Annotated in this window: 26 protein-coding genes and 2 pseudogenes; 11 read left to right on the top strand and 17 right to left on the bottom strand. The window is 68.0% G+C overall.

Annotation, left to right across the window (positions count from 1 at the left end):
- Nucleotides 1-754 (bottom strand): IS21-like element helper ATPase IstB (gene istB / locus MKW14_RS38790; RefSeq protein WP_240871195.1); only part of this gene is annotated, 754 nt, incomplete at its 3' end.
- Complete coding sequence (gene istA, locus MKW14_RS38785) at nt 751-2,382, bottom strand: IS21 family transposase (RefSeq protein ID WP_240871193.1); 1,632 nt, start codon at nt 2,380-2,382, stop codon at nt 751-753. The genes istA and istB, both read right to left, overlap by 4 nt.
- 159 nt (nt 2,383-2,541) lie before the next feature.
- Here istA and MKW14_RS38780 point away from each other — a divergent pair, with 159 nt between their 5' ends.
- Nucleotides 2,542-3,150 carry a hypothetical protein gene (locus MKW14_RS38780; RefSeq protein WP_240871191.1) on the top strand — a complete coding sequence of 203 codons (609 nt, stop codon included), beginning with the start codon at nt 2,542-2,544 and terminating at the stop codon, nt 3,148-3,150.
- A gap of 177 nt (nt 3,151-3,327) precedes the next feature.
- Here MKW14_RS38780 and MKW14_RS38775 read toward each other — a convergent pair whose 3' ends face one another.
- On the bottom strand, nt 3,328-3,966 hold the full coding sequence (locus MKW14_RS38775) for a hypothetical protein (protein ID WP_240871189.1): 639 nt from the start codon (nt 3,964-3,966) through the stop codon (nt 3,328-3,330).
- Nucleotides 3,967-4,185: 219 nt separating this feature from the next.
- The gene (locus tag MKW14_RS38770) at nt 4,186-4,620 is read right to left on the bottom strand and encodes a hypothetical protein (RefSeq protein WP_240871187.1); all 435 of its coding nucleotides are present in this window, start codon (nt 4,618-4,620) and stop codon (nt 4,186-4,188) included.
- Between the two features lie 190 nt (nt 4,621-4,810).
- Here MKW14_RS38770 and MKW14_RS41425 point away from each other — a divergent pair, with 190 nt between their 5' ends.
- Nucleotides 4,811-5,590, top strand: coding sequence for an HNH endonuclease (locus MKW14_RS41425; RefSeq protein ID WP_240871186.1), 780 nt, complete (start codon nt 4,811-4,813; stop codon nt 5,588-5,590).
- Between the two features lie 35 nt (nt 5,591-5,625).
- Here MKW14_RS41425 and MKW14_RS38760 read toward each other — a convergent pair whose 3' ends face one another.
- The gene (locus MKW14_RS38760) at nt 5,626-7,263 is read right to left on the bottom strand and encodes a hypothetical protein (RefSeq protein WP_240871183.1); all 1,638 of its coding nucleotides are present in this window, start codon (nt 7,261-7,263) and stop codon (nt 5,626-5,628) included.
- Nucleotides 7,264-7,427: 164 nt separating this feature from the next.
- Between MKW14_RS38760 and MKW14_RS38755 the strand changes: the two genes are divergently transcribed.
- Nucleotides 7,428-7,673 carry a hypothetical protein gene (locus MKW14_RS38755; RefSeq protein ID WP_240871178.1) on the top strand — a complete coding sequence of 82 codons (246 nt, stop codon included), beginning with the start codon at nt 7,428-7,430 and terminating at the stop codon, nt 7,671-7,673.
- A 646-nt stretch (nt 7,674-8,319) separates the two neighbouring features.
- On the opposite strand, the gene MKW14_RS41145 is transcribed toward MKW14_RS38755, so the two are convergent.
- A complete protein-coding gene (locus MKW14_RS41145) occupies nt 8,320-8,448 on the bottom strand; it encodes a hypothetical protein (RefSeq protein ID WP_275297652.1) in 129 nt (42 codons plus the stop codon).
- 398 nt (nt 8,449-8,846) lie between these two features.
- Between MKW14_RS41145 and MKW14_RS38750 the strand changes: the two genes are divergently transcribed.
- Both MKW14_RS38750 and MKW14_RS38745 read left to right on the top strand, forming a co-directional pair.
- Entirely contained in the window at nt 8,847-9,080 is a 234-nt protein-coding gene (locus MKW14_RS38750; protein ID WP_240871176.1) for a hypothetical protein, read from the top strand.
- A gap of 16 nt (nt 9,081-9,096) precedes the next feature.
- Entirely contained in the window at nt 9,097-9,471 is a 375-nt protein-coding gene (locus MKW14_RS38745; RefSeq protein ID WP_240871174.1) for a fic family toxin-antitoxin system, toxin component, read from the top strand.
- Between the two features lie 51 nt (nt 9,472-9,522).
- Here MKW14_RS38745 and MKW14_RS38740 read toward each other — a convergent pair whose 3' ends face one another.
- The 5 genes from MKW14_RS38740 to MKW14_RS38720 form a co-directional block, all read right to left on the bottom strand.
- Nucleotides 9,523-9,708, bottom strand: coding sequence for a DUF8636 domain-containing protein (locus MKW14_RS38740; RefSeq protein ID WP_058928898.1), 186 nt, complete (start codon nt 9,706-9,708; stop codon nt 9,523-9,525).
- A gap of 118 nt (nt 9,709-9,826) precedes the next feature.
- Entirely contained in the window at nt 9,827-10,486 is a 660-nt protein-coding gene (locus tag MKW14_RS38735) for a hypothetical protein (RefSeq protein WP_240871172.1), read from the bottom strand.
- A 390-nt stretch (nt 10,487-10,876) separates the two neighbouring features.
- Nucleotides 10,877-12,241 (bottom strand): NtaA/DmoA family FMN-dependent monooxygenase, encoded by a 1,365-nt coding sequence (locus tag MKW14_RS38730; RefSeq protein WP_240871171.1) that lies wholly within the window; start codon nt 12,239-12,241, stop codon nt 10,877-10,879.
- A gap of 25 nt (nt 12,242-12,266) precedes the next feature.
- Nucleotides 12,267-12,875 (bottom strand): CE1759 family FMN reductase, encoded by a 609-nt coding sequence (locus tag MKW14_RS38725; RefSeq protein ID WP_240871170.1) that lies wholly within the window; start codon nt 12,873-12,875, stop codon nt 12,267-12,269.
- Entirely contained in the window at nt 12,875-13,894 is a 1,020-nt protein-coding gene (locus tag MKW14_RS38720; protein ID WP_240871168.1) for an LLM class flavin-dependent oxidoreductase, read from the bottom strand. The genes MKW14_RS38725 and MKW14_RS38720 overlap by 1 nt, the downstream gene beginning before the upstream one ends.
- A 560-nt stretch (nt 13,895-14,454) precedes the next feature.
- On the opposite strand from MKW14_RS38720, the gene MKW14_RS38715 reads away from it, so the two are divergent.
- Both MKW14_RS38715 and MKW14_RS38710 read left to right on the top strand, forming a co-directional pair.
- Nucleotides 14,455-15,108, top strand: coding sequence for a TetR/AcrR family transcriptional regulator (locus tag MKW14_RS38715; RefSeq protein WP_240871166.1), 654 nt, complete (start codon nt 14,455-14,457; stop codon nt 15,106-15,108).
- Between the two features lie 489 nt (nt 15,109-15,597).
- A complete protein-coding gene (locus MKW14_RS38710) occupies nt 15,598-16,833 on the top strand; it encodes a hypothetical protein (RefSeq protein ID WP_240871165.1) in 1,236 nt (411 codons plus the stop codon).
- A gap of 369 nt (nt 16,834-17,202) precedes the next feature.
- Here MKW14_RS38710 and MKW14_RS38705 read toward each other — a convergent pair whose 3' ends face one another.
- From MKW14_RS38705 to MKW14_RS38685, 5 genes are all read right to left on the bottom strand, one after another.
- Nucleotides 17,203-18,048, bottom strand: a complete 846-nt coding sequence (locus MKW14_RS38705; protein ID WP_240871163.1) for a hypothetical protein — start codon at nt 18,046-18,048, stop codon at nt 17,203-17,205.
- Nucleotides 18,049-18,065: 17 nt separating this feature from the next.
- Nucleotides 18,066-18,932, bottom strand: a complete 867-nt coding sequence (locus MKW14_RS38700; RefSeq protein WP_240871162.1) for an aKG-HExxH-type peptide beta-hydroxylase — start codon at nt 18,930-18,932, stop codon at nt 18,066-18,068.
- A 14-nt stretch (nt 18,933-18,946) separates the two neighbouring features.
- A complete protein-coding gene (locus MKW14_RS38695) occupies nt 18,947-19,846 on the bottom strand; it encodes an aKG-HExxH-type peptide beta-hydroxylase (protein ID WP_240871160.1) in 900 nt (299 codons plus the stop codon).
- A 108-nt stretch (nt 19,847-19,954) separates the two neighbouring features.
- Nucleotides 19,955-20,098, bottom strand: coding sequence for a hypothetical protein (locus tag MKW14_RS38690; protein ID WP_172629058.1), 144 nt, complete (start codon nt 20,096-20,098; stop codon nt 19,955-19,957).
- 251 nt (nt 20,099-20,349) lie between these two features.
- A complete protein-coding gene (locus tag MKW14_RS38685) occupies nt 20,350-21,636 on the bottom strand; it encodes an MFS transporter (protein WP_240871158.1) in 1,287 nt (428 codons plus the stop codon).
- A 460-nt stretch (nt 21,637-22,096) separates the two neighbouring features.
- Here MKW14_RS38685 and MKW14_RS38680 point away from each other — a divergent pair, with 460 nt between their 5' ends.
- Entirely contained in the window at nt 22,097-22,690 is a 594-nt protein-coding gene (locus MKW14_RS38680) for a hypothetical protein (protein ID WP_240871157.1), read from the top strand.
- Between the two features lie 220 nt (nt 22,691-22,910).
- On the opposite strand, the gene MKW14_RS38675 is transcribed toward MKW14_RS38680, so the two are convergent.
- Nucleotides 22,911-23,210 (bottom strand): helix-turn-helix domain-containing protein, encoded by a 300-nt coding sequence (locus MKW14_RS38675; protein WP_240871155.1) that lies wholly within the window; start codon nt 23,208-23,210, stop codon nt 22,911-22,913.
- A gap of 87 nt (nt 23,211-23,297) precedes the next feature.
- Between MKW14_RS38675 and MKW14_RS38670 the strand changes: the two genes are divergently transcribed.
- The 3 genes and pseudogenes from MKW14_RS38670 to MKW14_RS41740 form a co-directional block, all read left to right on the top strand.
- On the top strand, nt 23,298-23,510 hold the full coding sequence (locus tag MKW14_RS38670) for a hypothetical protein (RefSeq protein WP_240871154.1): 213 nt from the start codon (nt 23,298-23,300) through the stop codon (nt 23,508-23,510).
- Between the two features lie 308 nt (nt 23,511-23,818).
- A pseudogene (locus MKW14_RS38665) lies at nt 23,819-26,173 on the top strand (Tn3 family transposase); the annotation flags it as partial.
- Between the two features lie 34 nt (nt 26,174-26,207).
- Nucleotides 26,208-26,366, top strand: a pseudogene (locus MKW14_RS41740) (Tn3 family transposase); the annotation flags it as partial.
- Between the last annotated feature and the right edge of the window lie 225 nt (nt 26,367-26,591).

Here is a 26,591-nt window from a genome sequence, read left to right as displayed (position 1 = left end):
GGGCGAGGCGGTAGGACTCGGTGCCGGTCTCGATGATGGTGCCGTTGAAGGTGAGCCGGTCGACGATGGCCGCGCAGAGCCTGGGGTCGGTGAACGTCTTGGTCCAGCCTCCGAACGATTCGTTCGAGGCGATGGCCACACTGTTCTTCTCCTCCCGCTCGGTCAAAACCTGGAACAGCATCTCGGCTCCGCGACGGTCGAGTTCGAGGTAGCCAAGCTCGTCGATGCAAAGCAGGTCGACGCGCCCGTATCGGGCGATCGTCTTGGTCAGTTGTTTCTCGTCGGCGGCTTCGACGAGTTCGTTGACGAGTTTTGCGGCGAGCGCGTAGCGGACCCGGAAGCCGGACATCGCGGCGGCCGAACCGAGGCCGATCAGCAGATGAGACTTGCCGGTGCCGGAGTCACCGATCAAGCAGAGCGGCTCGCCCTTCTTGACCCATTCGCAGGTGGCGAGGTTGTTGATCAGGGCCGGGGTGACGTTCCGGTTGGCCGTGTAGTCGAAATCCGAGAGCCACTTCGGGCGTGGGAAGCCGGCCGCGCGAATGCGGCGCTCGGACCGGCGGCGGTCCCGGTCCTCGCACTCGGCCATCAGCAACTCGGCGAGGAAGCCGCGGTAGGACAGGTGCTCGCGCTCGGCGCGGGCGACGGTGTCGGCGAACTGGGCCCGCATCGTCGGCAGCCGCAGGACCCGGCAGGCGGTGTCGATCGCGGCGTCGGAGGCGGGCTCGGTCAGGGTGTGGTGCGGGCCGGTCATCGGGTTTCCTTTCCAGGACGGTGCAGGAGCTGGTCCCAGCGTTCGAGGGTGGGCAGCGGCCGCTGGTCGGCGGGAAGGCGTGTGGCCCGGCGCTCGGTCAGGCTGGGCAGCGGCAGGTCCGGCGGGGTGACCGGCTCGGGCAGGACGGTGGTGGCGGTGACGGTCGGGGACCGGCCCTCGGTCTCGGCGGCCTTGCGGGCTTCCAGCGCGACCACGTCCGCGGTGCAGGCGCCGACCGCGAGCGCGGCACGGATCCCGGCGACCACGTCGCGGTGCTGCAGGTGGCGGTGCAGCAGCAGGACCTGAACCAGGGCCTTGGTGCCCTCGGACTCGCCGAGTGTGTGTTTGGCCGTGGACCAGAGTGCTTCGTGGGCGGGGGTGAAGGTGCCCTCGCGGCGAGCCTGATCGAGCGCCTCGGAGCCGGCCAGGGCGCCGGGCTTGGCCAGCAGGACTTCCAGGAAGTGGTCCAGCACCACCCGTTCGGCGCCCTTGGTCGTCAGGCGGGGGTGGCGGGCGATCTCGGTGCGGCCGTGGAAGACCACGACCTCGCTCGAGCGCAGGAGAACGTGGACGGTGCGGCCGATGAAGCGGACCGGAACCGAGTAGCGGCAGACCCGGACGGCGACCATGCCGTAGCGGTCGACCCGCGGGTTCAGGGCGAGGCCGGTCTCGAAGGGATCCGCGGGAAGGGGCAGCAGAAGCGGTGCTTCGCGGACGAAGTCCTGGCCGATGGTGCGGATCCGCATCCCGATCCGCCGGTTCTCCTCGGCCTCCTCGAAGCCGGCGAAGGCGTCGTTGAGCTCGTCGAGGGAGTCGACGCGCGGGACCGGGGTCAGGTAGTTCCGGCGCCAGTAGCCCACCTGGCCCTCGACCCCTCCCTTCTCATGGGCCCCGCGAAGACCGGGCTCGCAGTAGAAAGGGGTGATCGAGAAGTGCCTGCGGAAGTCCGCCCAGCGTGGATGCTCCTCACGGGAGCGACTCCTGTGCACCACTCGGGAGACTGCCGGGGAGAGGTTGTCGTAGCGGATCTGACCGGCCGGGATACCGCCCAGCGTGCGGAACGCGTGGACGTGTCCGTCGAAGAACGCCTCCTGTCCGCAGGACGCGGTGATGCGGTGCACGGCCTTGCCGGAGTAGGCCAGCCGGAACGCGAACACGAAGCACTTGGTGCGTTCGCCGGCCAGGTCCACCCATGCCTCGCCGAAGTCGACCTCCGCGTCCATGCCGGGCTGGTTGTGGCGGATCACGAAGCCCGCCGCCGGTGTCGCCCCTGCTGCCTCGGCGATCTCCTGCCGGCGCCGGTGCACGTAGTCCCACACCGTCGAGTAGGCGATGTCGGCGCCGGCCTCCTGCTGAAGCCGGCTCAGGATCCTTTTCACTGTGTGCCGCTGCTTCGGCGGAGCATCCAGGTCGTCGAGCAGCCACTGGTCGATCGTCTTCTTGAACGGCTCCAGCCTGGGCGAAGGCCGTCGCGGCGTCCGACGCGGGGCGGGCACGGTCGAACACAGTGCCTCGCGCACCAGCCGTCGGTGGACCCGGTACTTGCGCGCCAACGCGCGGACCGACAGCCCCTGCTGCCACGAGTCCCGGCGGATCAGCAGGAACAGTTCTTCCTTCGAGGACGCCACCCGGCATCGCCCCCTCACGGCGACCTACCGCGAGCGTCCCAGCCCCAGCTCCAAGACGGGGCCAACTCAAGCCGGAACAACCCCCGAACGCTCCCGTACGCCCCGCCGGTGGGGCCAGTTCGGGCCGGAAAAGTGGGGCCAGTTCAGACCGTTAACGCCATGCGCCGGCCGCTGGACGAACTCGCCAAGGACTGCGAGTCGATCACCCGGTTCCTCGGGAGCAACGAGCACTGGCACCCCGAGGTCAACGAGGCCTTCGGCGTCCCGTACCGCGACGGGAGCGGCAAGGGCCACGACGTCCTGGGCGTCCGGGCCTGGTATCGGAGCGTCCTCATGGCCGGTGACCCCCGCCCGCTCAAGGAGTTCCCGGACTGGGACGCCGAGCACGGCCGCCTGGCCGCCGGTGACATCACGTCCACCTCCACCGACGCCGAACTCGACCGCTGGGCCGACCGCGAGGAGGAGAACGCCGCACGACAGGGGTGGCGCCTGCTGGGAGCACGGGAGGCCGCCGCCGCTCACCGGGAGCAGCTGCGCAACCGAGGCTGGGACCGGCTGGCGGTCGTAGGCGCCGACATCGCCGAGCTGGAGAACTCGACGGACGCCGTGGACAAGAAGCTGGAGACCACCCGCCAGGAGCGCCTGCATCTGGTCACGGCCGCGATCGGCTGGGGCCGCAGTGACAGCGAGATCGCCACCCGCGCCAGGGTGCCCCGCCGGGCAGTGCACGAACTCCGCGACACCGCGGCCGCAGCCCAGCAGAAGTAGAGCGTGCCCGGGACTGCCGTTAACAGCCCCGGACACTGGATCATCGTCCCATCCGGAGCCCCGCCTCGTGCGGGGCTTCGGCCGTTGACCGGTTCGTTCCCGCGAGCCGGGAACAACGCGGCAGTTACCGAAGGCTCGTCGCAGAATGCCGTCCTCAAGTACTCGGCAGGGTGCGGTTCAGTCGCTTCCCGAGTCGTACCACTCGGGCACGTAGTCGTCGAACGACGGCTCGTCGGGCGCATCAAGCTGGGCGTACAGTCGCGCTCGCGTCGTCACGTCTTGCAGGTTGACCAGGCCGAACGCGGCCTCGGTAAAGCCGGCATCGAACCCGAGGAAGAGTTCCTTGCCGGGCAGCTCGTCGATGGACCACTTCTTCCTCTTGTTCTTCGGATCGAGCGGGCCCCTCTGTGCGACGAGGTCGGTGAAGGATGCCTCGTCGAGGTGCTCGATGGTGTTGCGCAGCATCCTCAGTTGATCGTCCGATTGCTCGCTGCCGCCGGTGATCTGCTGGTGGGCCCGCGACCAGCGCTCCATCTGGTAGGCCGACATGACGAGCCGGTAGCCCCGGACCCAGACGTCCTCGAGCACCCGTGCGAGATCATCCTCAGTGGGTGACCATTCCTCGCCGTAGTCGATCGCCCGGTCCGTCCAAACGGCTTTGCTCGCGGCCTGGTAGTAGCTGTGTGCGTCACGCTGGACGGATCGCGCCCACAGGGCCAGCATCCGTACCACGACGCGGTCGCGTGCATCCGCGACGTCGGCCGGTGGTTCGAGCGCGGAGGGCCCCTCAGCGTCGGGCGGCCCGGGCAGCAGCACACCGTGTCCGTCAGGCGGAATACGGACGGGTCGGCGCGCGTCCGGCCTCCAACCCGTCGGCGGTGTCCAGTCGTCGGACGGTGGCGGCCACCCATCCGGTGGCGGCCACGAGGGGGGAGCTATGTAGGCCATCCGTACATCATCGGCTCACCTCCGCCCGAGGAGACCGCGTGTGCCAGACATCGCGCCGGCCGGAATCTGCAAGGCCTGCGGGACGGGTCAGGCGTTCGCCGCGGCGACAGCCGCGCGGAACTCCTGCGTCATCAGGGCGACCGAGCCGCGCTGGACCGGCGCCTCGCCCGGCTCACCCCACACCCTGGCCAGCGCGGCACTCATACGCTTCTCCATCGCCGCGTCGACTATCAGCCGGTACTCCTCGGGAACGTCCCGGGTGTCCTGGACGGCGACAGTCGTGCCGAAGCGAGTCCCGATCATCCCGACCGTGGTGACCTTCCAGCCGAGCTGACGGGCTGCCTTGCGCATCGCGGCCCTGATCAGTTCCACCCCGCCCAGGCCGACGGCCTCCTCATCGTCCAGATTCACCTGGTACGAGCCTCCGTAGCCGCCGGCGTCCTCGGGACAGGCACGGCGCAGCAACGGGACGAGGGCCTCGGCCATGGAGGTGCAGCGAGGGTCCTTCGCGTAGGAAGCCATCTCGGCATCGTAGAACCGCGCCCTCGCCCCGGTCCCTCGTACGGTGGCCGCTCACTCAAAGAGGTGCTCCCCAAGCTGCGTCCTCCTGAGCCAAGGGACGGCGGCCGCAGTGTTCAGCGACAGCTCGGGTGTCGGTGGTGCGTGCCAGGATGCCATCACGTCACAGGGACGGCACCCAAGAGGAGTGTTTGTGCGGGGGATTGGCGTTGGGGAAGAAGTAGGCCTGCCCGAATGGCTGCAGGGCGGGCGCGCACGGCGCGCGGTATCCCGTGAACCGGAACTTCTGGAAGGTATCGGGCGATTCGGCATGGGCTATCGGATCGCGCTGAACAGTCAGATCGGCGCGGGCAAGACGATCGCGGCGGGCCGCCTCCTCACGGACATGATTCGCGGGGCGCCAGGGCCGAACGTGCTCGGGCTCGTGAACGGGCAGACCCGCGCACGGGGCTTGCTGAGGATCAATCAAGTACTCGACGCGGCGGAGCACCCCACGGCACCCGCTGAACTCCTCCTGCGCGAGGAGCCCTTCGCGCGCCGGAAGATGCGCGCCAAGACAGTGCCATGGCGCGCGCGATACCGCGAACTGCGGCGGCGAACCGAGACAGGGGAGGCAGCCGGCCGGGACCAGGCCCGGGTCCTCACCTCGGGGGAGCGCCGGGTCCGCAGCGGTGCCGCCCGCGAGGCGGTTCTCCTGCGCAGCCAGGGCCGGTGTGAGAACCCCGACTGTCTGCTCGCCGTCCTGCCCTACCGCACTCCAGCAGGACAGCCCCTGCTGGAGATCGATCACATCGACGACCACGCCCAGGGCGGCCGCGACCACCCAGGCGCCATGATCGCGTTGTGCCCCAACTGCCATGCCAACAAGACTCGCGGTGCGGACCGCAGCGCACTGCGGGAGCGCCTGAGAGGCGTGGCACAGGCGCTGGACGCTGCCGTTATGCCGCAGGAGCAGAACGGCTCGCGCACATGAGCCACTGCCTACTCGTGCAGTGACGACCTCAACCGTCAGACGGGTTCCAGGAGGTCGACAACGGAAAGCCCCGTCTCGCCGTTGACGAGTTGAAGGGCGACTTCGGCCCGGGCCGCGAGATCGAGCGGGTCGAGATCTTCGGCGTACGCGGCGTGCACGATGCGGTCCAGGCCGGCACCGACGAGCGGGGCCGCGGTGCGCAGTGAGGCCTCCAGCGCCACGCCCTCGGTGGCGCCGCCGTGCAGGATGATGTTCCGCGTGCGATACAGGCGCCGCAGGGCGATCCGGAAGGCGCCGGCGACATCGCCCAGCACCGGACGGGGGTCCTTCACCAGGTCGGCCATGCGCTGGGCAGCGGGCCGGTCGCTGTACTTCGTGGAGGCCCCGGTGAAGTCCAGGGCCGAGGCGCCGCCCGCCTGCAACGCAGCAGCTGCCAGACGGGCGCGCTCCTGGTTCGTGGCGCAGGCCGCGATGCCCCGGGCGAGCTCGTCTTTCGTGCGGGGCTTGTGGTGGTGTGCGAGGGCGGTGAGCTCGGCGCGGGGCCACGAGCAGGCGATGATGGCTGCCATACGGTCGGCGGCCACCGCCTTTCCGGACCTCTCGTTCTCCCCCTTTGGATCGTCTGGGTGGGTCAGCAGCGATTCGACGGCGGCCCAGGCGCCGGCGACGGCCGGGGCCATCGGGCCGCGGTTGACCGCGGCCGCGAGTTCCAGGGCGTCGTCGATACGCCTGCGGGTGCCGGCGACCTGGTAGAGGTGTCCCTCGTTGACCAGGGTCAGAACGTCGGCGCCTCGCGCCGGGGGATCGAGCGGGATGGCACGCGCATGTCCGGCGACCCAGATGTGGGGGAGGGGCTCCACGCCTCCGCGGTCCCGGCGCAGGAACTGGGAGCGGGCGGTCATCCGCTCCAGCATCTGCCGGGCCTGTTCGGCGGCACTGAAGGCGTCCAGTGCCGTGAACCGGTAGACGAACCCGCCGCCGGGCCGGATGCCAGCGGTGTCGTGGCCGTGTTCGCGTAGCCAGGCGATGATCTTGCCCTTGTCGTACCAGTGCTCCAGCGGCTCGGCGAGCTGCCGCTGGGGCACCTTCTCCAGCGCCACCAGCACCTCGTACGGCCGGGCTGGCGTCCGCGCAAGCGCAGCAGCGCTGTCCGCTATGTCCGCCGTCGTGGCGCGCGTGTCGTAGAGATCTTTCGCCCAGGCCTTGAGGTGGCTGGCGCTGTAGCCAAGATCAAGAAGGTGAGAGGCCACGGTGCGGGAGAACCGCTCCGGCTTGACCCGCTCCTCGATGGGAACGTTGATCGACGCAGCCCACCGCTCCAGATACCCGGACCGGACGTGCCCGATGATCTCCTTGAGCCGACGGCGCTCAGGGCTCGGATCCGGCAGCGGATTCCTCAGCAGTCCGGTGAGCTCCCTGCGCAGGTCCCGGTCTCCAAGACCCCGGTCAGGACCGATCAGAGCGTTGAGCTGGATGCGCTGCCAGTCGCAAGCGGTCTGCGACAGTACCCCGTGGGCCTTCCAGTAGCCGGCCTCCCACAGTTCCTCGAGGGCCAGCACCGAACCTATGTCCCACAGGCGGCGCGCCCACGGCGTGCCTTCGTCGGTGAAAAAGTCCGACATGCGGGCGAGCACGTGCCGGGCGTAGGGATCGGATGCAGGAGCGGATGTCACCGCAGCACCCTAGTCGAGGGGATCACACACCCCGCGCCCGGCGACGATCACGTGGTACGCTCGTCGCAGACTTAAAGGGGCACCCGCCGTCTAACGGCCGCTGCCCCTTTCTTCTTGCCTGAACGCGGTCGGCAGGAGCCGGGCCCGCTGGTACCGTCCCTCGCGTGGAGACCGGATCCCAGGTGCCGCCCTTCGAGCCGGGCGACGATGCACGCGTCGAGGCAGCCGCCGGTGACCCGTTCCTCAAGGCCCTCCGTGAAGCCCGCGACCGCATCCCGCTGCTCGCCGATGTCTTTGCCACCCGGGACACTTCCGTAGCCGACACCAGCCGGGGATCGTGGCCTGACCCTGCACCCATGAGCAGCCGGGACCTACACGAGTTCCAGCAGCGCGGTCAACCGCGTGACTAGGTACCTCACCCCTGATCGCTGAGCGGCCCCTCAGTCTCATCCCAGGGGCGACGCGTACCAAGCGGACTTGCGGAGCGACTGATGTCAGTGGCCGCTTCTACCGTTCTCAACGGTGATCGCGCGGAAGTCTTGAGCCGAGTCGTGAAGTCGGCGGGGTACGGACACGGCATCCAGGCATCCCAGATCTCCTGCGGCGTGACCGATACGGCGCCGGCGAACGTCGAAGTAATCGCGGACGTGCTTACTCGAGACGGATCTCAGGCAAGGAACACCCTCGACGACAAGATCGGCGAACGCCGGAGAACACCCAACGGCTCACAGAGATGGTTTCCACGCGAAGCCAGAGTGTTGCGAGACTGCTGCGAGAACGTACGGAGGACGTAGCGAGAAGGTACTCCGACAACGATCGCGGATGTTGGCATCGAATCCGATGACGTGAGAGATTGTCGTACGAGCTAAGTCGAGCAGACTAGAAGTAACTAGAGCTCGATGAAGTCTCGCCCCGGAAGGGGTGTAAAGCACGAAGGGCCTAGCTCCGGCGGGAACCAGAACTAGGCCTTCACGCAGTTGACGAGCCCGGTCGAGTAGATGCCGACCGGGCTCGCTGCATGCAGCTGCCGGTCCGACCGGGTCCTCGGGTGGGCACTCAGAAGTACTGAGCGAACTGTCCCACCAGGGCGATGGCCGCCACCCCGAAGCTCAGCGCGGACAGGATGACCTGCCACTTCTCAGGGCCGGTCCACTTCTTCCTGCCGTGCTTGTCCAGGTCGGACATCGCACCACCACCTCACCTTTCCCTCCGTCCGGCACCCGCGGTCCGGGTCCCGGTGGTCTGTGAACTCGCGTCCCCCAACGCGGAGTTCAAGGGAGGGTCTGGTGAGGCGGGATTCATACTACTGGGGCTCCCGACAGTAGACGTCACCTCAAGTGCTAGGCGCTCGCCTTGCGTTGACGGCTGAGTGAGGGGGCGGAAAGCCGTAGCACGACAGTCCGCCGGCGTATAGCACACCCGCCCACTGCGGCGGGACCGGGCTGTACTCCCGCATCCGACCGCGGTCGGCAGGCGAGATCCGTTGCCGGGACCGCCGCGGCCGCCGTCGCGGACTCATTCCTCATGGGAGAGCACTCCGCTCATCCCTCCCCTCAGCGACCGGGTCCGGCTACCGTGGGGGCATGGCCAGGGAAATCCGCATCGAGATCGATGACGAGCAGTACGAGCAGCTGAAGCGCGAGGCGCACCAGCGGCACGAGGACCCGGACGTGTACGCCGGCCGCGTCCTGGCCGACGGCCTGAACAAGGCGCGGTTCCTTCAGGGCTGCGCCGAGTTCCTGGCCACGCCGGGAATGCGCGAGGAGTTCGCCAGCCGGTTCGGACCGCAGCCCGGGCCCAGCGCTACCGCTGCGTGAGGGCGGGCCTGCCGCAGTGGACCTGACCATTGATCTTCCGTGGCTGCTGGAGCTTGCCCGCACCCAGCTCGGCGACCCGGACGTGACGGACTGGGGAGCCCTGGAGGCCGCCCGCGCCAGGCACTGCTTCCGCGTGATGGACGACCTCATCTACGACCAGCCCCACCACCGCGCCGCCGCGCTGTTCCACTCGCTGTGCCGCGTCCCGGCGCTGGAGCACAGCAACGCCCTGTTCGGCATCACCGTCGCGGCCGGCTACCTACACGCCAGCGGCAGGACGGCACGGTTCACCGCAAAGGAGGCGGCCGACCTAGCCGAGCAGGTGACGGCCGGGGACATGGACATACGGGCCCTCGCCGACACGCTCAAAGAGTGGACCGAGCGAGCCTGAACCCAGGCTCGGTCCAGGAGAGACGTTGAGATCTCCGCCCGGGGGCAGGAGTCATGCCACCGCTTCGGGCAGCTGACCCGGCTTGGTCTCCACGATCTGCACGTCGCGGCAACCAGCGTCCTCGAGTCCTTGCTTGCGTCTGCCAGCGCTCGGCTTGTCATAGGCGACAGCGGAGGAGCGCGGGGTGCCGTCCGGGTCGGTCCAGGTGAGCGCAAAATTCTGCATCGTGATCGTCATGCGGCCATCATCGCCATCGGCACTGACAACGCCCCGCTCGCGCCCTCTCTATCACCGCTGACGACCGTGAGCCCCAGGAGACCGTTCTCCCGGGGGCCCGGGACCGGGTGGGGCGGGGTCAGCCAAGCAGGCGCAGCAGCGCGGCCGCCATCGCGATCATCGTCTCCGCCTCGGCACGGCTGTACGTGAACGTCTTGGTGACGGCGTCCTTGTGGAGCGCGCCGCTCGCCTGGTCCTCGATCGCGGCCCGGATCCAGGCCCAGCGTTCCTCCGGGGTGCGCTCGCGGGCCGGCTTGCTGCCGGGCCAGGACCAGCCGCTGTTGACCTTGATGTACTCCAGCGTGCGACGCGCTTCGAGCATGGCGCCGTCGATGTCGTCGTCCCGCAGCCGGCGCTGGGCCTCCCGCAGGTAGCCGACGGCTTCCTGGCGCCCTTCGTCGTCCGCGGGGAAGGGCACGGACATCTCGACGGCGAGGGACGGACCGAGGCCCTCCATCTGCTGGCGCCAGCGGCTCTCGGCGACTGAGATGTACAGCGTCGCCGAGGCACCCGGGTACGAGGTCGCCTGGGGCAGGGTGGCGCGGACCTCGATCTCCAGGCGCAGGTCGCCAGAGCGGTGTTCGTCCAGGGCCCGCACCTGTGCGCTCGTGAGCATGTAGCGCAGCTCCGGGCGCTCGACGGAGTCGGGGCGGAATGCGACGGTGGCCGTGGCGGTGCCGAGCATGCCCCGCTGCCCGTTGTCGGACGGCGCCCACAAGACGGTGTCCAGAATCAGCACGCGACCGGCCTCGACCGGGTGTTCACGAGTGAGTGTGACGTGCGGCGACAAGAAGCCCTGAAGATCATTCCCCGTGACGTCGAAGATCGTTCCCCACCGGCTTCACATGCGAACAGCGCCTCTGTCCGCGTGCTGTCGAAAATGCTGTATATCTGCTGTCTCGTGAACAAAGCCGGCCCGATTGCTCGACCATGACGGCCGCGCCCGCCGGGCTGTCCCCGGTCGATCTCTGGGCCCGGGTCGACCGAGGGGAATGGTGACGCTCGGGTGGTCCGCCAGCAGGTCGTGGCTGTCGGCTCTTGGTGGCATGGCGGAAACGGACGTGGTCTTTTCGTTGAAGTGCAGGTCACACACCCCGTAAAAGCTCTCCGTTCAACTGAGCGGGCTCGGTCACGCGTTCCACTTCGTGCCGCAGCCCGCCCCCGCGATGTCTCGGCCGTACTGGTGCGGGGCGCCGAAGTGCCCACGGAGCGTGGCGGATTCGTAGTCCTCGTGGAAGAGCCCGCGGCGCTGAAGAACCGGGACGACCTTCTCCGCAAAGGCGGGCAGGCCGTCGCTCACCACATCGGGGGTGATGACGAAGCCGTCGCAGGCATCGGCCTCGAAGAGCTCCTGCATCTCGTCCGCGATCTCCTCAGGGCTGCCGAGGAACGTGGTGTGGAAGTCGGTGATTCCCCGCAGGATGACCTCGTAGGGGGAGCGCCCCTCCTCCAGCAGGCGCACGGCCTTCTTGGAGTGCAGCTGGTAGGGCGCCGGGCGCAGGAGGGCGCGGTCCTGCGCGGGAAGCGGTTCGCGGAGCCCGCTCGCCGGGATGTCGAGACCCACGAGGGCCGACAGCTGCCGCACCTTCGTGGACAGGGGTGTCGCTGACAGGCGTAGCAGGGCCTCGCGGCGGGCCAGCGCCTCTTCCGTGCTGTCCGCGACGGTCGTGAAGGCCCCCATGAAGAGCTTGACGTCCTCGGGCGCCCGGCCTGCCCGCGTGGCCGCGTCCTGGAGGGCACGGCGGTGTTCACGCCCGGTCTCGATGTCGGTCGCCATGGAGTAGACCCCGGAGGCGTACCTGGCGGCGAAGGCGAGGGCCTCGGCACCGCCGCCCGCCTGGAATAGGATCGGCTGCCCCTGTGGTGAGGGCGGGATGGGCAGCGGGCCTCGCGAGGCGACATGCCGGCCGCCGAGGTCGATCGGGCGGATCTCGGAGGCGTCGGCGAACACCCCGGCCTCCGTGTCGAGCTTGAGCGCGTCGGGCCCCCAGCTTCCCCACAGGGCCTGCACGAGCTGCACGAACTCGTGCGCCCGCTCGTACCGGGTGGCCCGGTCGGCGACGGGGACGCCGAAGTTCGCGGCGATGGTCGGGTCATTGGTGGTGACTGCGTTCCAGCCGATCCGACCGCCGCTGAGCAGGTCGAGAGCCTTGAGCTGACGGGCCACGGTGTAAGGGAAGTTGAAGGTCGTCGACTGCGTGAGCACGACGCCGATGCGCTCCGTGTGGTCGATCACATGGCTGACCACCACGATCGGGTCGATCGTGGCCGAGGGCTTCTGGTGGGTCAGGTCCTCGCGGACGGCAGCGTGGTCGGCGATGAACAGGAAGTGGAACTTGCCGCTTTCGGCCACGTGAGCCGTCTCGGCCCAGGTGTCCGGGTTCAGGTAGGTCCGGGAATCGCTGCCGGGCCAGCGCCAGGCCGCCTCGGCGGAGCCGTAGTTCATGACCTGGGCGCCGAGGATCATCGAGCGCTGTGGGGTACTGGAGTTCATGTCGTGTTCCTTTGCGTGGCAGTGGTCAGTGGGTGTGCCGCAGCCCGGCGCGGCTGTGCAGGCGGGAGCCCAACTCGTCGGCCGCCCGGCCGATTCGTGCCGCCAGCCGGTCCTCGCCCTCGGGGCCCCAGTCCTCGGGGGCGGCGAACACGGCCGTGGGGACGGTGTCGGCGCGCAGGTGGGCGAAGAGCGGCCGCAGTGCGTACTCCAGCGCCAGCTGGTGCCTCGACGAGCCCCCGGTAGCGCCCAGCAGCACGGGCTTGTCGACGAGGGACTCCTTGCCGAGAATGTCGACGAACGACTTGAACAGGCCCGAATACGACGCTGTGAACACCGGAGTCACGGCGATCAGGGCATGCGCACCGTTGACCGCCGTGATCGCCTCGGTGAGCGACGCGCTGGTGCGGCCGGTCAGCAACATGTCGACGATGTCGTGGGCGTAGTCGCGCAGTTCGATCGTGCGGGCACTCGATTCAACGCCGACTGAAGCGAGTTGGGAAGTCACGGCCTCGGTGAGACGGTCCGTGAGCAGCCGGGTGGACGACGGCTGACGCAACCCGGCCGTGACGGAGACGATCGTCGACGGGGTCAGTACGGGACGCGCGGGGATCGCCAGCTCTTCAAGGGCACCCATCAGCGGGACGCCTTCGTGCCCGCCGCGGCCTCGGCGATGATCTCGAAGCTCCGCCGGTGGTCGTCGGCGGAGTGCACGGTCGCGGTGATCATGAGTTCGTCGGCGCCCGTGGTTTCGAGCAGGTCGCTCAGCCCGGCCTCGACCGTCTTCGGACCCCCGATGATCTGCCCCTGGAGGTAGGACTGACCGACGGCGCGCTCCTGGTCGGTCCAGCGGTGCGCGTCCACCTCCTCCGGGCTCGGTATCGGCTGCGGCCGCCCCGTCGCTGTGCGGACGAAGCCCAGGGCGCTGGAGCCGGCCAGCCGGTCGGCCTGCATGTCGTCCTCGGCGGCGATCACCGTGGCGGAGGCGATGGCGTACGGCTGCTGCAGAGCGGCGCTGGGCCGGAACTGCTCCCGGTAGTGCTGCACGGCCACCCCTGCGAGGTGGGGAGCAAGGTGCGCGGCGAAGACATACCGCTCTCCCCGGGCTGCCGCGAGGGACGCGCTCGCCAGGCTGGACCCCAGGAGCCACAGCGTCGGCCGGCTCGGCCCCTGAGGCAGGGCCCGTATCCCCTCGTAACGGTGCCCGGGCGGCAGGGCACCGTCCAGAAAGCCGGTCAGTTCGTCGATCTGGCTCCCGAAGTCGAGGGCCTCCGAGCGGCGCACGGCGTGCGCGGTGCGCCGGTCGGTGCCCGGTGCGCGGCCGAGCCCGAGGTCGATGCGGCCTGGGTGGAATGCCTCCAGAGTGAGATAGCGCTCCGCGACTTGGAGTGGGGAGTGGTTGGGCAGCATCACCCCTCCCGCGCCGACCCGGATGGTCGAGGTGGCGTCCGCCACGCGCAGCGCCAGGAGGTCGGGCGCGCTGCTGGCCACCGACGGGATGTTGTGGTGCTCGGCGGTCCAGAACCGCTGGTATCCCAGTCCCTCGACGTGCTGTGCGAGTGAGACGGAGCGGTTGACGGCCTCGGCGTCGGTGCTGCCGGAACTGACGGTCGCCAGATCCAGGACGGACAGCGGAACGGAGCCCAGTCGGGACATGGGGGTCTCCTTCGATGGTTCTGATCTCGCGTTCTTACCTAACCCGAAACTGTACCGTATCGAGACGTCGTGGTATCGAGTGTACGTTCTGCAGCACTGCCCGATCCGTCGCCATGCCCTCGGATCACCCTCGGCGCCGGCGCCTACCTGCTTGGAGGGGCGCATCAGCACGCGCACAACAATGCTGCTGATCAGCCGGACAGGACCGTCCTGGCCGCACGGGCGGCCCGAGGTCTACTGCCACCGCCAACTGCTGGATGCGATCCGCTACGTGGTGGCAGGTGGAATCTCCTGCTGGGCGATACCCGCGGGCTCTTTACGGGTCGAGAGGATCCGACCGGACGCGGGTCGCCGTGCCCTGGCGCGAACATCTCGACGCCGGGCCGCCGCCGGCGCAGTCGTGGGTCGCGGCGCGTACCGAGCCCCGCCCTCACGGATGCCCGGCTCCTGCCCGCGAATCCCAAGATCATTCAGATAGCCCCTCGCCGGGAGCGCTCTCCATCCTCGCCACCGACTGGGCGTACCGCAGACACGCAACTCGATACGATACAGTCTAGGGTGTGAGCAGGAAGACCAGTACCTCCGGACGACAGCGCCCCAGCGCCTCTTACGGCCCTGCGCGCGACACCGCGCGCGACGCAAGCATCATCGAAGCCGTCTTGGACCTCCTCACGGAGCACGGCTATGCCAACCTCACCATGAACGCCGTCGCTCTACGTGCCGGCGTCGCCAAAGCCACCGTCTACCGACGCTGGGCCTCGCGCGAAGACCTCGTCGCAGACGCGCTGGAAAGCCTCCTGCTTCCTGACCCACCCCAAAGTGTCACCGATGCCGCCACTCTCCGTGATGACCTGATCCTCACTCTCGTGGGAACCAGCGCCTGCGGACAACCCAGAGCGCAGCGCCTCACCACCGTTCTCGCCGCCACCACCCCCACACACCCACAGATCACCGCGATCCTCCGCGCACGATACGTCGCCGCGCAACGCGACGGCATCGCCGCGTGCCTTAACCGGGCCCACCATCGCGGGGAACTCACCTCCGAACGCGTTGAGCGCATCCTGGCGCCCGATCGCCTCGAAATCGCGTCCGCCATCGCGCTCATGCTCGGACACGAATCACTCCTCGGCGCACCTCTCCATGCCGACGGCATCACCCGCATCGTCGACCAAGTCCTCCTGCCGCTCCTTGTCGACGCCGCCGGGACCAAATGAATTGTTCGTGAGTTCCGTGGTGGTTCTGGAGGGATGGTCCGTCCGGTCTCCAGAAGACGCGACCGCATTGACGAAACCTCCAGGCGAGGGCGACTCAGGCATCCGTCCACCTGCCCGATCGTTACCTCGAACTGCCATTGACTGGTCGATGGCGTCCCGCCGAGTGGTGTAGCAGCGATCTCTGCATAGCCCCCCCGCCCCGCGGCGGACGAGACGGCCGCACGCGCCCTGCGACCCCGCATCCGCCCCGGAAAGATCACCAGGATCGAGGACTTCAAGGTCGGCCTCACCATCCTCGCCCCCGCCCGCCGCGACCGCCGCTCCCGCCTGCCCAGAAGACCGCCGACGCCTGCGCGGACGGCCTGGAACGTCCCCGCCGGCCGGCAAGCCGCCGAACGGCTCCAGCAGCTGGCCAACCAACTGGTCCTGGCCCCGGTCCGATCTGCCCAGGTCCGGGGCCACCTGCGCGGCTGGCGCGGGGACCTCGGCGTGGACGCCACCGCCATCCCGGTCCTCGCCCGCCACGCCAGCGAACGGTCCCAGACCGCGTCGGTGGAGATCACCGCAGGCTGGCACTTCAGGGGGGGCTCCGACGAAGGCACCTTCGGCTACAGCGCCACGTTCGCCGTCGCCGCGCACCGCCGCCGCCCCGGCGAGCCCGCGGGCAAGCCGACGGCCTACCCGCAGATGTGCGTCGGCCCGGTCCTGGACACCCCCACCGTCCGCACCGGCCGCAACGCCGTCCTCGCCCTGGAGGAACTCGGCGGCCTCGGCCTGCCGGTGGGCACCTGCGCGGCCGACCGCGCCTACACCGGGTGCTCTCCTGAGAACTTTCAGATCCCCGTACGCCGCCTCGGCTACCGACTCGCCCTCGACTACAAGGTCAATGACCGCGGTCAGCAGGGCAGCTGGCAGGGCGCCCTGCTCGTCGACGGCTCCCTCGCCTGCCCTCACATGCCCGCCGCACTCGTGCAGGCCACCCGCGGCCTGGACGACAAAGCCGTACGCGAAATCCACGACAACCAGCAGCTCACCGAGCACATCACCGCCCGCGAGCCGCACTACCTCAAGACCAAACAAGGACCCGACGCACGCGGCGCCATCCGCCTCCAATGCCCTGCCGCCGGACCCTCGCCGTCGGTAAACTGCGCACGCCGCGACCGGCTCCGCCCCCGCACACCCCGCACCCCGGGCCCGCCCTCTGCAACGGTCGACTTCAGCGACAGCCGCAAACGCGCCGCACACCCCTCCGCCCGACCAACCGTCCAGCTCCCCCAGGACGAATGGCTCACCCCGCCACCGGCGGACGAACTGCCCCGTGTCAGCAGCAAGTCCGACATCACCGTCCCCGCCGACGCCTCCGGCGACCTCAAGACCGCCAAGTTCCGGCAGGACAGCCACTACCTGTCCGACGACTGGATCGCCGCCTACAAACCCATCCGCTCGCACAACGAGGGCATCCACGGGCGCCTCAAGGGCGAAGAGATCGACATCGGCAACCCGAAACACCGCCCGGCACCGGGCCAGGCAGCCCAGACGCTCCTCGTCGCCATCCTGGTCACCGCCGGAAACCTCGACATCCTCGAAACCTGGCTCTGCCAGCGCAGCGGCACCCAACTCACCGACACCGTCTTCGACAACACCGACCCCCAGCCGCCAGCACCACGGGAGACCGAACCACCCACACAGACCGGACGGCCGCCGCCACCCACCACAGGCCGCTGAACCACAAGAACCGAACACGACCGCAGCCAGCCCCGGCACCCCGGGGCTGGCTGCGATGCGTGTGACACGGAGAAGCCGGACAGCGGCACGGCCACGCTGGGCGTCCGCCGCCATCCACCACCCCGAACAGGCTCGAACAGACCCCGGAAACGACGAAGATCCCGACCGATCATGAAGATCGGCGGGATCTCGTCAACCGCTCCCGAGCGAACTCAAGAACAGTCGTGCGTGGGGTGTTCACGAGTGCGTGTGACGTGCGGCGACTATACGCTCCGAAGATCGTTCCCCGTGACGTCGAAGATCGTTCCCCGTCGGCTTCACATGAGGTTGACTCACAGCGAGTGCGAGCGAGCAGTGCCCTGGGTTCCGCTACATGCTCTGCTCGATCTCCAGCATGCGAGTGCGAGCGTCGCTGAGAAGGGCCTTGAGCCGGGGTGTCGCGAGAGCGTCGAGGTTGGGATGCGCCATGCAGCGGTCGTACGTCCTCTTCGCGGTGGCCAGGATCTCGGGAGTGGACCCGTGTATGCCTACGCCGGGGCAGATTTCGGGATGCCGGTGTCGGACGGTGAGGATCTCGGCTGCGATGAGGAAGCTCTGGAACGCGAAGAAGATTGAACGACGGCGCCCGGTGATCGCGGTTTCCGCCTCGTTTTCCGGCATGTCGAGCAGGCGGTAGTCAGGGTGGTGAGTGTGCCGTAGGGCATCCAGGTAGAGGAGCGTGTGGGCGAACTCATGGACCAGGCATTCGATGACGTCCTGCGTGCTCCACTCGGGCAGAGGGTTGACGTAGACGAGCCCGACTCCGTCGAAGGAGGAACCGCTGCCCGGTTCCTGTGGGAGCGTCATGACGAATACCTGATTGACGACCAGATCGAACAGCGGGGCAAGTTCGGGTTCGCTCCCGCACAGGATGCGGAATCCTTCTTCGACTCGGTCCATGGCCCGTTCTACTGCCGAAGAGTCTTCCGGTACTCCTGCCGCGTCAGGTGCGTCAGGGTTGCGGAACCAGCGGCTCAGCTCTGTCCGCCATGATGCATCGCGGACGAATTCCGTGTGTTCCACGGTCTTCGCTGGGACCTTGGGCTGTTGAACGGCAAGGTACGTCTGGTAGGCGGCCTTGACCGCGGGAAGCGAAACGCTGCGCCGGTCGAGGTAGGGAGCGGAGAGTGTGACGACGTCCTGGAGTCCTTCTTCGGGACCTCGGAGAAAAAACATTGTCCACCTTCTCTCGATCAGGATCCCAGTGCGCCAGGACGAAGGGTGTCCAGCTGCTTTCCTGTTGTTTCGAGCAGGTCCCGGAGCCGGGGACTGGCAAGGCGATCGATGTTCGGGAGAGCAAGAATGGATTCGAGAGCCGCAAGCGACTTTTCGCGCATGTTCCGCGATGGCGGGTGTATGCGAAACTCCAGCCGGTGGCCGTGATGGACTTCTCGCAGCTGAAGAAGTTCGCTCGCCACGAAGACACTGTGCACGGAGGCGAAGAGTGAGCGTTTCTCGTTCCTGATCGCAGAGTTCACGAGATTCTCTTCGTATTCCAGTTCGTCGTAGTGCGGGTAGTGGGTGAAGCGGCGCTCGTCGAGCATGACGAGCGTGTGCGTGAGTTCATGCACATACGCCTCGATCAGGTCCTCGATCGCCCAGGTTTTGAGCGGGTACACCCACATGACGCCGAGCGCGGCACGTACGGTCATGCTTCCGGGGATGTGACTGGCCGGGGTGGAGAAAATCGACTTCACGGCCATCTGGAAGAGCATGGAGAGTTCCGCGTCGTACTGGGCGAGCCCCTTCAGCCCTTCGCCAAAGAAAGCGGACTTCGTGTCATCCATTGATGGCGTTTCCGCCACCGCGTCTTCCTGGGTTCTCTCCGGGCTCTCCTTCAGTCCGAACAGGTCGGCCAGGAATTCGGACTGGGATTCGTCACGCACAAGGAATGTCTCGGTGGTGGGGGTGCTGGGGACGCCCGGCTGAAGGTCGGCGAGGTAGTCGCGGTAGGCCCGGGCGACGGTTGTCTCGTTGACCGGTTCGCCCTCCGGCAGGTGTGGCCGGGCGAGCACCATGACCGTCTGCAGGTTGGCTGCAGCGCCTCCGAGAAAATACACGGCTGGCCAGCTCCTCACTCGCCGGCCGGGACGGCCATCGGCCACCCGTTCTTCCGCGTCAGACGCTCTACTTCTTGTCGGCAGCGGTCCAGGGTTTCCAGCGCGTGCGGGGTGAGGAGATCTCGTGTGGGCGGAAGGCTGATGTCCCTGATGGCCTCCATGGCTCCCTGCGCCATGGCCGGCGAGAGAGGGTGAAGTATCGCGGAATCCGGGTGCCCGAGAATTTCTTCACGCGCGAGCAGGACGTCCGCAGCGACAATCGCACTGTGATACGCCTTGTCCAGCGGTCGGACTGTCTTGCGGATCGCGGAGGTAACCCAGTTCTCCTGTTTGAGGAGTTCCGGGTAGGACGTGAAGAGTCCGAACCGACACTCGTCCAGGAAGATCAGCGTGTGGTTCAGTTCGTGTATCAGAAATTCTTCGAGATCACGGTCGTCCCACGAGTCCCTCGGGTCAACCCACAGGACACCGAGTGCAGCGCTGGTGGTGCCTCCGCTGGCGATCCCGCTGGGCGCCTGGAAGACCGCGTTCATGGCCAGCGGGAAGAGCGCGGCGAAGGCTTCGTCTCGCCGAGCGATCGAGTCCGCGCACTTCTGGGTCCAGGCCAGCGCTTTCTGCGCACCTGTTTCTATCGCCACCGAGGATTCGTTCACGGTTCCGAACTGGTAGCGGGTGTCGGTCAAGGCCGAGTCTGCGCTGAAGACGCCCAGGTACTCCAGGGTTCGACGCGTCTCCTGGATGTAAGCGGGCTCGTCACCGGTTTCCGACGGGACGCTCGGCTGCACAGTTCGGAGGAAGGATCGGTACGCCTCCTTGAGGACAGGGAATGTCACCGGCTGCCCCTCACCGATGAAAGGAAAGGCGAGAGCGGTGATTGTCCTCAGATTTTCTTCGGCTCCGAACAGATGCAGCATGACCTCTCCTCGCCTCATCGGCGGCAGCTACTGTTGGGGGTGCGATCGCGGGCCGCCGCCGCAGGGATTCTTGAGTGGATCTTTCCTGCGGCGGCGGCCCGCTCGGGCTCAGCCCTGGTCGGCGGCGAACATCTGCAGCCGGTACTTCTTGGCGTCACCGCTCGTCTCGCTCATGGCGGCGGAGGACTCCTGCGCCTGCGTGATGTCCTCGTTCGTGATCGTCGCGGCGATCTTCTGGAGGAGGTCGTCCACTGTATTCACTCCCTTCGGGGCTGGTCGTGGCCTTGCGACACCGTGCGTCCGGACACCCGTTGCCGCTTCAACACTCTCTCCCGCGAGGGGGGGGCGATCACAGTGCGGTTACCGGACGAACACCGGACGTGAGTGCGACTGCATATGCGCTGGTCACACGCAGAGCAGGAAATGAGGGTGGTGTCTCCACTTGCCGCTGCGGTCTGCGGCCCACCCCTCGAAGGTGCAGGTGGGCATGTTCTTGACAGGACTCAGTGCGCGAGGTCCGGGGTGTCCTCGTGGGACATGTCCGGTTCGACGCGCTTTCGCGCTGTCCCCGTGCGTGTTACACCGACCGTCCAGACGGCTGCGCAGGCGATGGCGAGTGCAGCGAGAAGTCGGGTGGTGTCGGGCATGCCGATGGACGCGGCCAGAGGTGCCACCGCGAGAGACGACACGCCTTGGAAAGCGGAGGAGAGGCCGAAGACGAGGACCATGACCCGGCCGCGGATGTGGTCGGGGGTCGCGAGCTGAAGGCCGTTGACGGCGAGGATGGCGCAGGCGCCCACTCCGATGTGGCCGATCAGAGCTGCGGCCATGCCGGGACCGAGGGCTGTGACCTGCGCCAGGGCAAGATAGCCGATCCCGAAGAGCGCCAGGGCGGCACCGGCGGCGTTCAGTCTGCGGCGCATCGACCCGGCGACGAGTCGTCGGCCGAGGAAGGGACCCAGTACAGCGCCGAGTCCTTGTGCCAGATACAGGGCACCGACGCCGGCGTCGCCGACGTGGAAGCGGTCGAGAGCGTAAACAGGCAGCAGGCCGACCATGCCGTAGCAGAGGCGCAGTCCCACGGTCAGCCACAGAAAGGCGGAGACCACCGAGGTGGTCCGTACGAAGGTCCAGAGTTCGGCCGTATCGGCCCGCATCCGGATCCGACGATTCGCGATCGTCTTGGAGAGCGGCTGCCTGATCCTCATGATGAGGAGTGCGGAGACGGCGAAGGTCGCCCCATCGATGACGAGAGTGACCGAGGGGCCCCATGCCGCGGAGACCACGCCTCCCAGGCCAGCTCCCACAAGGAGGCCCGCCGAGTAGAGGCTTCCCAGAGCAGTCTGTGCCAGTGGAAGCTCTCGGGCAGTGACGAGGTTCGGCAGTGCGGCCTCGGGGATGGGACTCGCGATCGCTGCGGCGATGGACAGTCCTGCCAGGCACCCGAGGGCCAGAGGGACGGACTGGATGTGGAAGGCGACCAGCAGGCCGGCGACCGGGATGATCGCGCCCAGGTCGCACGCGATGCGCAGGCGTTGCCGGTCGAACCGGTCGGTGAGGGGTCCGATCAGCGGCAGCAGCACGACCCCGGGCAGGGAGTTGACGGCGAACAGCAGTGCTGTCCAGCCCGGCGAGCCCGTGTGGCGGTAGACGAAGCTGCTCAGGGCGACGAAAGTGAACCAGTCACCGGTCAGGCTGAGAGCGGAAGCGCAGAAGAGGCGTCGGAAGTCGGCGTTGTCACGCAGGAGCGCGACAAGGCTTCCGTGAGGGCGGCGTCGAGCGAGGAACACCAGTGACTCCAGCAGTGTGACGTCCCGAAAGATGAACGGGACGAACGACGGAATGACGTCGTGTGTGCCCCGTGGCCTGCGGAGGGCCACAGAACGATCGCTGGTCAGTCACAGAGGTGATGCATGAGAGGCATCGTAGTGGTGATGCCGCCGCCCGCTGCCGGAGACGACGAAATGCGTTTCGGGGAACTCATTCCGGCCCGGGGCGACATCGGTGCGGCTGCGGTCCTGTTCGGTACGTCTGGCAGCGGTAGTCGTCAGCCGCGGGTGCGAGGCCGTGCCGTGCGGAGGCCAGTCTGTCTGGCCAACTGCCAGACGTGGTTTGCCATTTGGCTGTCTGGGACGTCTGGCGTTGCCTACGATGTCTGGCGATGCGCCTGAGGCGTCGTCTGGCTGGGGAGGGCGGATGGATTTCGCTGACACGGATGATGCTGCTGCGGCGTCAGGGGTGCGTGCGGCCGTGAACTTCTACGCCCGCAAGGCAGACCGTCTCCAGGAACGCCAGCGTGAGCTGGCGGCCGAACTCGCGGCTGTCCAGGATGATCTGCTGAAAGCCCAGACCACCCGTGATCAGCTCGCCGGTGCCCTCGACGAGATCCTCGCCCAGGCACCGAGCGCTGCTGAGGAGCATGAAACCGCTTCGGAGACGGCCGGGAGCGACACCCCACCCTCGCACGACGACTCCCCTGCTCCGGCAGCTGAGACGGCTGCGTCCCCGCAGGGACGCCGGCAGGCAGGCACCAAGAACGCGCGGCCGAAGCAGAGGGCTGGGGCGAAGTCCGGCGAGGTGATGCAGGCCATCGAGCAGTTGCTGGCCACGTCCGGGAAGCAGATGCACGTCAGGGATCTCACCGCTGCTCTGGGGCGCCCGACGGAGGGCAAGTCCGGGACGGCGGCGGTGGAGACGATCCGCGCGACCTGCAAGCGGCTTGCCGGACACGGACGGATCGCCGAGGTGAAGACCGCCGTGTTCGCGATCGTGCGGACACCCGAGGCCGGGCAGGCAGCGCGGTCCGGGCCCGGTGACGAGACCGGGTTGGAAGGGGCCGCCTGACGACAGCGCCATCCCGAAACTGTCCCCTCCTCCCGTTACGGGGAGGAGGGGACGGGTTCCGTTGAGCTTGGACCCTCTTCGAAACCTTCGACGTGGACCCCATTGGTAGTGGCTCACGCACTCTCCCGAGGTTAGAGCAACCGCGCTCGCCCCGGGGGGTGCGTGGCCTATTTCGTCGTTCCTGGACGCCGTTGGTGCCCGGGGGCGGGAAGGCCGGTTTTCAGTGGTCGGGATGCGTTCCGCCGCAGGTCGGATACAGCGGCACGGCAAGGAAGTTCTCCAGGCGGGCGACGGTGGCGACGTCGGGCCAGCAGCGTCCGGCGAGCAGGTCGGCGATGGCCTGCCGGTTGACCCCGGCGCCGGCGGCGGTCTGCCGCAGGCTCCGCTTCTGGGTCTCCAGGATGCTCGTGAGGGTTCGGGCGATGGCCTGGACGGCGACGGCACCGGGGTCGGTGAGCTGGGCGTGGGGCCAGGCTTCCGGATCGCGGGCAAGCTCGCGCGGCGGCCTTCGGCGGTTCATGCCTCCGACCATGCAGATGCACTCCTTTCCGTGAAGATCGGCTTCAACCCCTTCGCTGGCTGCTTGACCAGCCGGTGGGCTTGGGCCGTGACGTTGAACTCGGAGATCTCCGGCCGGATCCGTGACTACCGCCCGCGGCTGCCGCACCGGCGGTGGGCGCCGGTCGCCGACCAGGTACGGGCGACGGTGGCGGCTACCGCCCCGGCCACCAGCTACGAGGTGCGGCGGCTTCTGTATGCCGTCGGGCGGCTGGCCGTATGGGCCGACAGCGGCGGACTGCCGCGCGATCCAGGGGTGTGACCGAGATACGCGTCAAAGGGGCAACAGGATGATCTTGAAGCCCTGAGGGCCCGGCCCGTCACCCGTTCGGCTCAGTGTCGTTGGTGGTGATGTTGAGCGTCATCTGGGCCTGGGGTGGGTTGTGACTTCGATCGAGCGGACCGCGTATCCGCGGTTCAAGCGGCTGATCACCGCGCACGAGCTGCATCTGTTCTTCTCGCCGACTCGCGAGGAGCTGGAGTGGGCGGCCGATGCCACGGACTGCGATGAGTATCTGCTGGCCCTGCTGCTGATGTTGAAGTCGTACCGGCGCATGGGGTTTCCCGGCTCTGGAGGACGTCCCGGTGATGGTGGTGGACTTCGTACGGCGGGCGGTGGAGCTGCCGGAGGGCACTCTGCCGGTCTACCGATCGGAGAGGACGGCCAAGCATCACCGTGGCCTGGTCCGCAAGCGGGTCGGCGTGACGTACGACCAGGCAAAGGCCCGGGGGATCGTCGAACAGTCGATCCGCAAGGAGGCCGCGGCGAAGAACCGCCCAGCAGATCTAATCAACATCGCGCTGGAGAAGGTGGTGGAGGCCGGGCTGGAACTGCCGGGATTCTCGACCTTCGACAAGATGGCCTCGAAGATCCGCACCGAGGTGAACGCCTCGATCCGCGCGGGCATCCACGACCGCATGAGCGCCGCTCAGCGGGCAGGGCTCATGCGGCTGCTGGAGGAGCGCGACAGCGACGGGACGACGCTGTTCAACCGGCTGAAGAAGCCCGCCAAGGGCCCGACCTGGTCGCACTTCAAGAACCTGACCAAGCGTCTGGAATGGCTGGACGGTCTCGGCGACACCGATGTGTGGATGGACGGAGTCGCCGCAGGGAAGATCACCGACTTCGCCGGGGAGGCCGACGCGGCTGATGCCTCGGAGCTACGGGACTTCGCCCCCGTCAAACGCATCGCGCTGGTCGCGGCCCTGACGCACAAGGCGCGGATGCGAGTGCGGGACGACCTGGCGACGATGTTCTGCAAGCGCGTGGCGACGAAGATCAAGAAGGCCAAGGCGGAGCTGGAGGAGATCCGGCTCGCCGAGCGGGAGATCGTTGAGACCCTGATCGGGAACTACCGCACCGTGCTCAAGCACATCGACGAGGGCGGCCCGGCCCACGAAGCGCTGGAGAAGGCCGCGGCCATGACCGCCGAGGCCCGCCAGGCCCTGGAGGGCCTGGACGAGGAGGCGTCGGTGGCCGAGGTCGCGAAGCGGCTGGAGGGCCGAGTCTCCCCTGCGGTCCTCACCTTGGTGAAGGCGCAGATGGTGCAGGCCGGCGGGCTCGGCGCGGTCACACGGGCGGTGGAGGGTTTCGGCGGGTTCGCCAAGCAGTACGAGCAGATCGAGAAGGTCTCCGCCCACCACGGCAACTTCTGGGAAGTCCTGCTGTACGGGCAGATCGGCCGGGACCGGGCAGTGACGTTCGACCTGGCCGCCGCCGAGAACCTGAAGTTCACCGCGACCAGCGAGGACAGCCGGGTGCTGGACGCGCTCGCGCACGCCCAGCGTCACCAAGCGGCCCGCGGCGAGTACATCACCGCCTTCAACGAGGAGGGCAAGGAGGTCGACATCTCCTTCGCCACCCAGAACTGGCGCAAGGCCGTCCTCGACAAGACCCGGACCGGGCAGTTCGTCCGCAAGCACTTCGAGGCGATGGTCTTCACCGCACTCGCCGAGGAGCTGCGTACCGGCGACGTCGCGGTGGTCGGCTCGGAGGAGTACGCCGACTGGTCCGAGCAACTGCTGGACTGGGAAGTCGTCCAGGAGACGCTGGGGTCCTACCTGGTGGAGGTCGGCCTCGCCGAGCCGGGCGAGAGCGCCGAGTTCGACGCGAAGTTCTTCCGACGGCAGCTGGAGGACAAGCTGCGAGGCGCTGCCGCGGCGGCGGACGCCGGGTACCCGGAGAACGAGGGCCTGGTCATCGATCCGGAGACGGGCATCCCGTCGCTGAAGGCGTTCCGCGCTGACGGCCAGCGGCCTTCAGCGAAGCGCCTGGAGCAGGAGATCAAGGCGAGGATGCCGGAGCGGTCCCTGATGGGGATCGTGGCCCGGACCGCGTACTGGGTGGAGTGGTGGCGCCGCTTCGGCCCGCCGTCCGGCAACGAGCCCAAGCTCACCGACCCCTTGGGCCGCTACGTGATCGTCACGTTCGTCAAGGGCACCAACATGGGCCCCTACGAGGCCGCCCGGCACATCCCCGGCGTGAGCGGGCACGAGCTGTCGTACGTCGCCAACAAGCACTTCTCGATCGTGCTGCTGAACGAGGCGGTCGCCGACCTGGTGAACGCGCACGCCCGCCTGGACATCTCGCAGGCGTGGGGCGACGGCACCGCGGTGGCTGCGGACGGCACCCACATGGACACCTACCTCGACAACCTGCTCTCCGAGACGAGCGTCCGGTACGGCAAGCCGGGCGGCATCGCCTACCACCACGTCTCGGACACCTACATCGCGCTGTTCACGCACTTCATCCCATGCGGCGTCTGGGAGGCCGTCTACATCATCGAGGGCCTGCTGAAGAACACCAGCGAGGTGCAGCCGACCACTGTGCACGCCGATACCCAAGGCCAGAGTTTCCCTGTCTTCGCGCTCACCCACCTGCTGGGCTTCGACCTGATGCCCAGGATCAGGAACTGGAAGGAACTGACCTTTCTACCGGCCCTCCAAGGCCACGGAGTACGTGCACATCGACGCCCTGTTCGGCGAGCCGGGCAAGCACGTCATCGACTTCGACCTGATCGAGTCCCAGTTCCGCCACCTGATGCGCGTGGCCGTCTCCGTACGCGAAGGTGCCATCTCCTCCTCCACGCTGCTGAAGCGGCTGCGCTCCGGTTCACGGAAGAACGCCACCTACGCCGCCTTCCGGGAGGTCGGCCGGGTGATCCGTACGGTGCAGCTATCAGTTACGTGGAATCTGACCGCAGCGGAGATCATCTCCCTGCGGTACGACCACGGACTGAGGAGATGTGTTGGGCACGGTGGTGCTGGACGAGAAGTGGCCGGTGCTCGGCAGGCACGAGCAGGCCGCTGGGTGGTTGCAGGTGTGGAGCGACCTGGGTCGGGC

Source organism: Streptomyces gilvus (genome assembly GCF_022513565.1).
Classification (GTDB): domain Bacteria; phylum Actinomycetota; class Actinomycetes; order Streptomycetales; family Streptomycetaceae; genus Streptomyces; species Streptomyces gilvus.
This window is presented reverse-complemented; position numbering and strand designations above follow the sequence as displayed.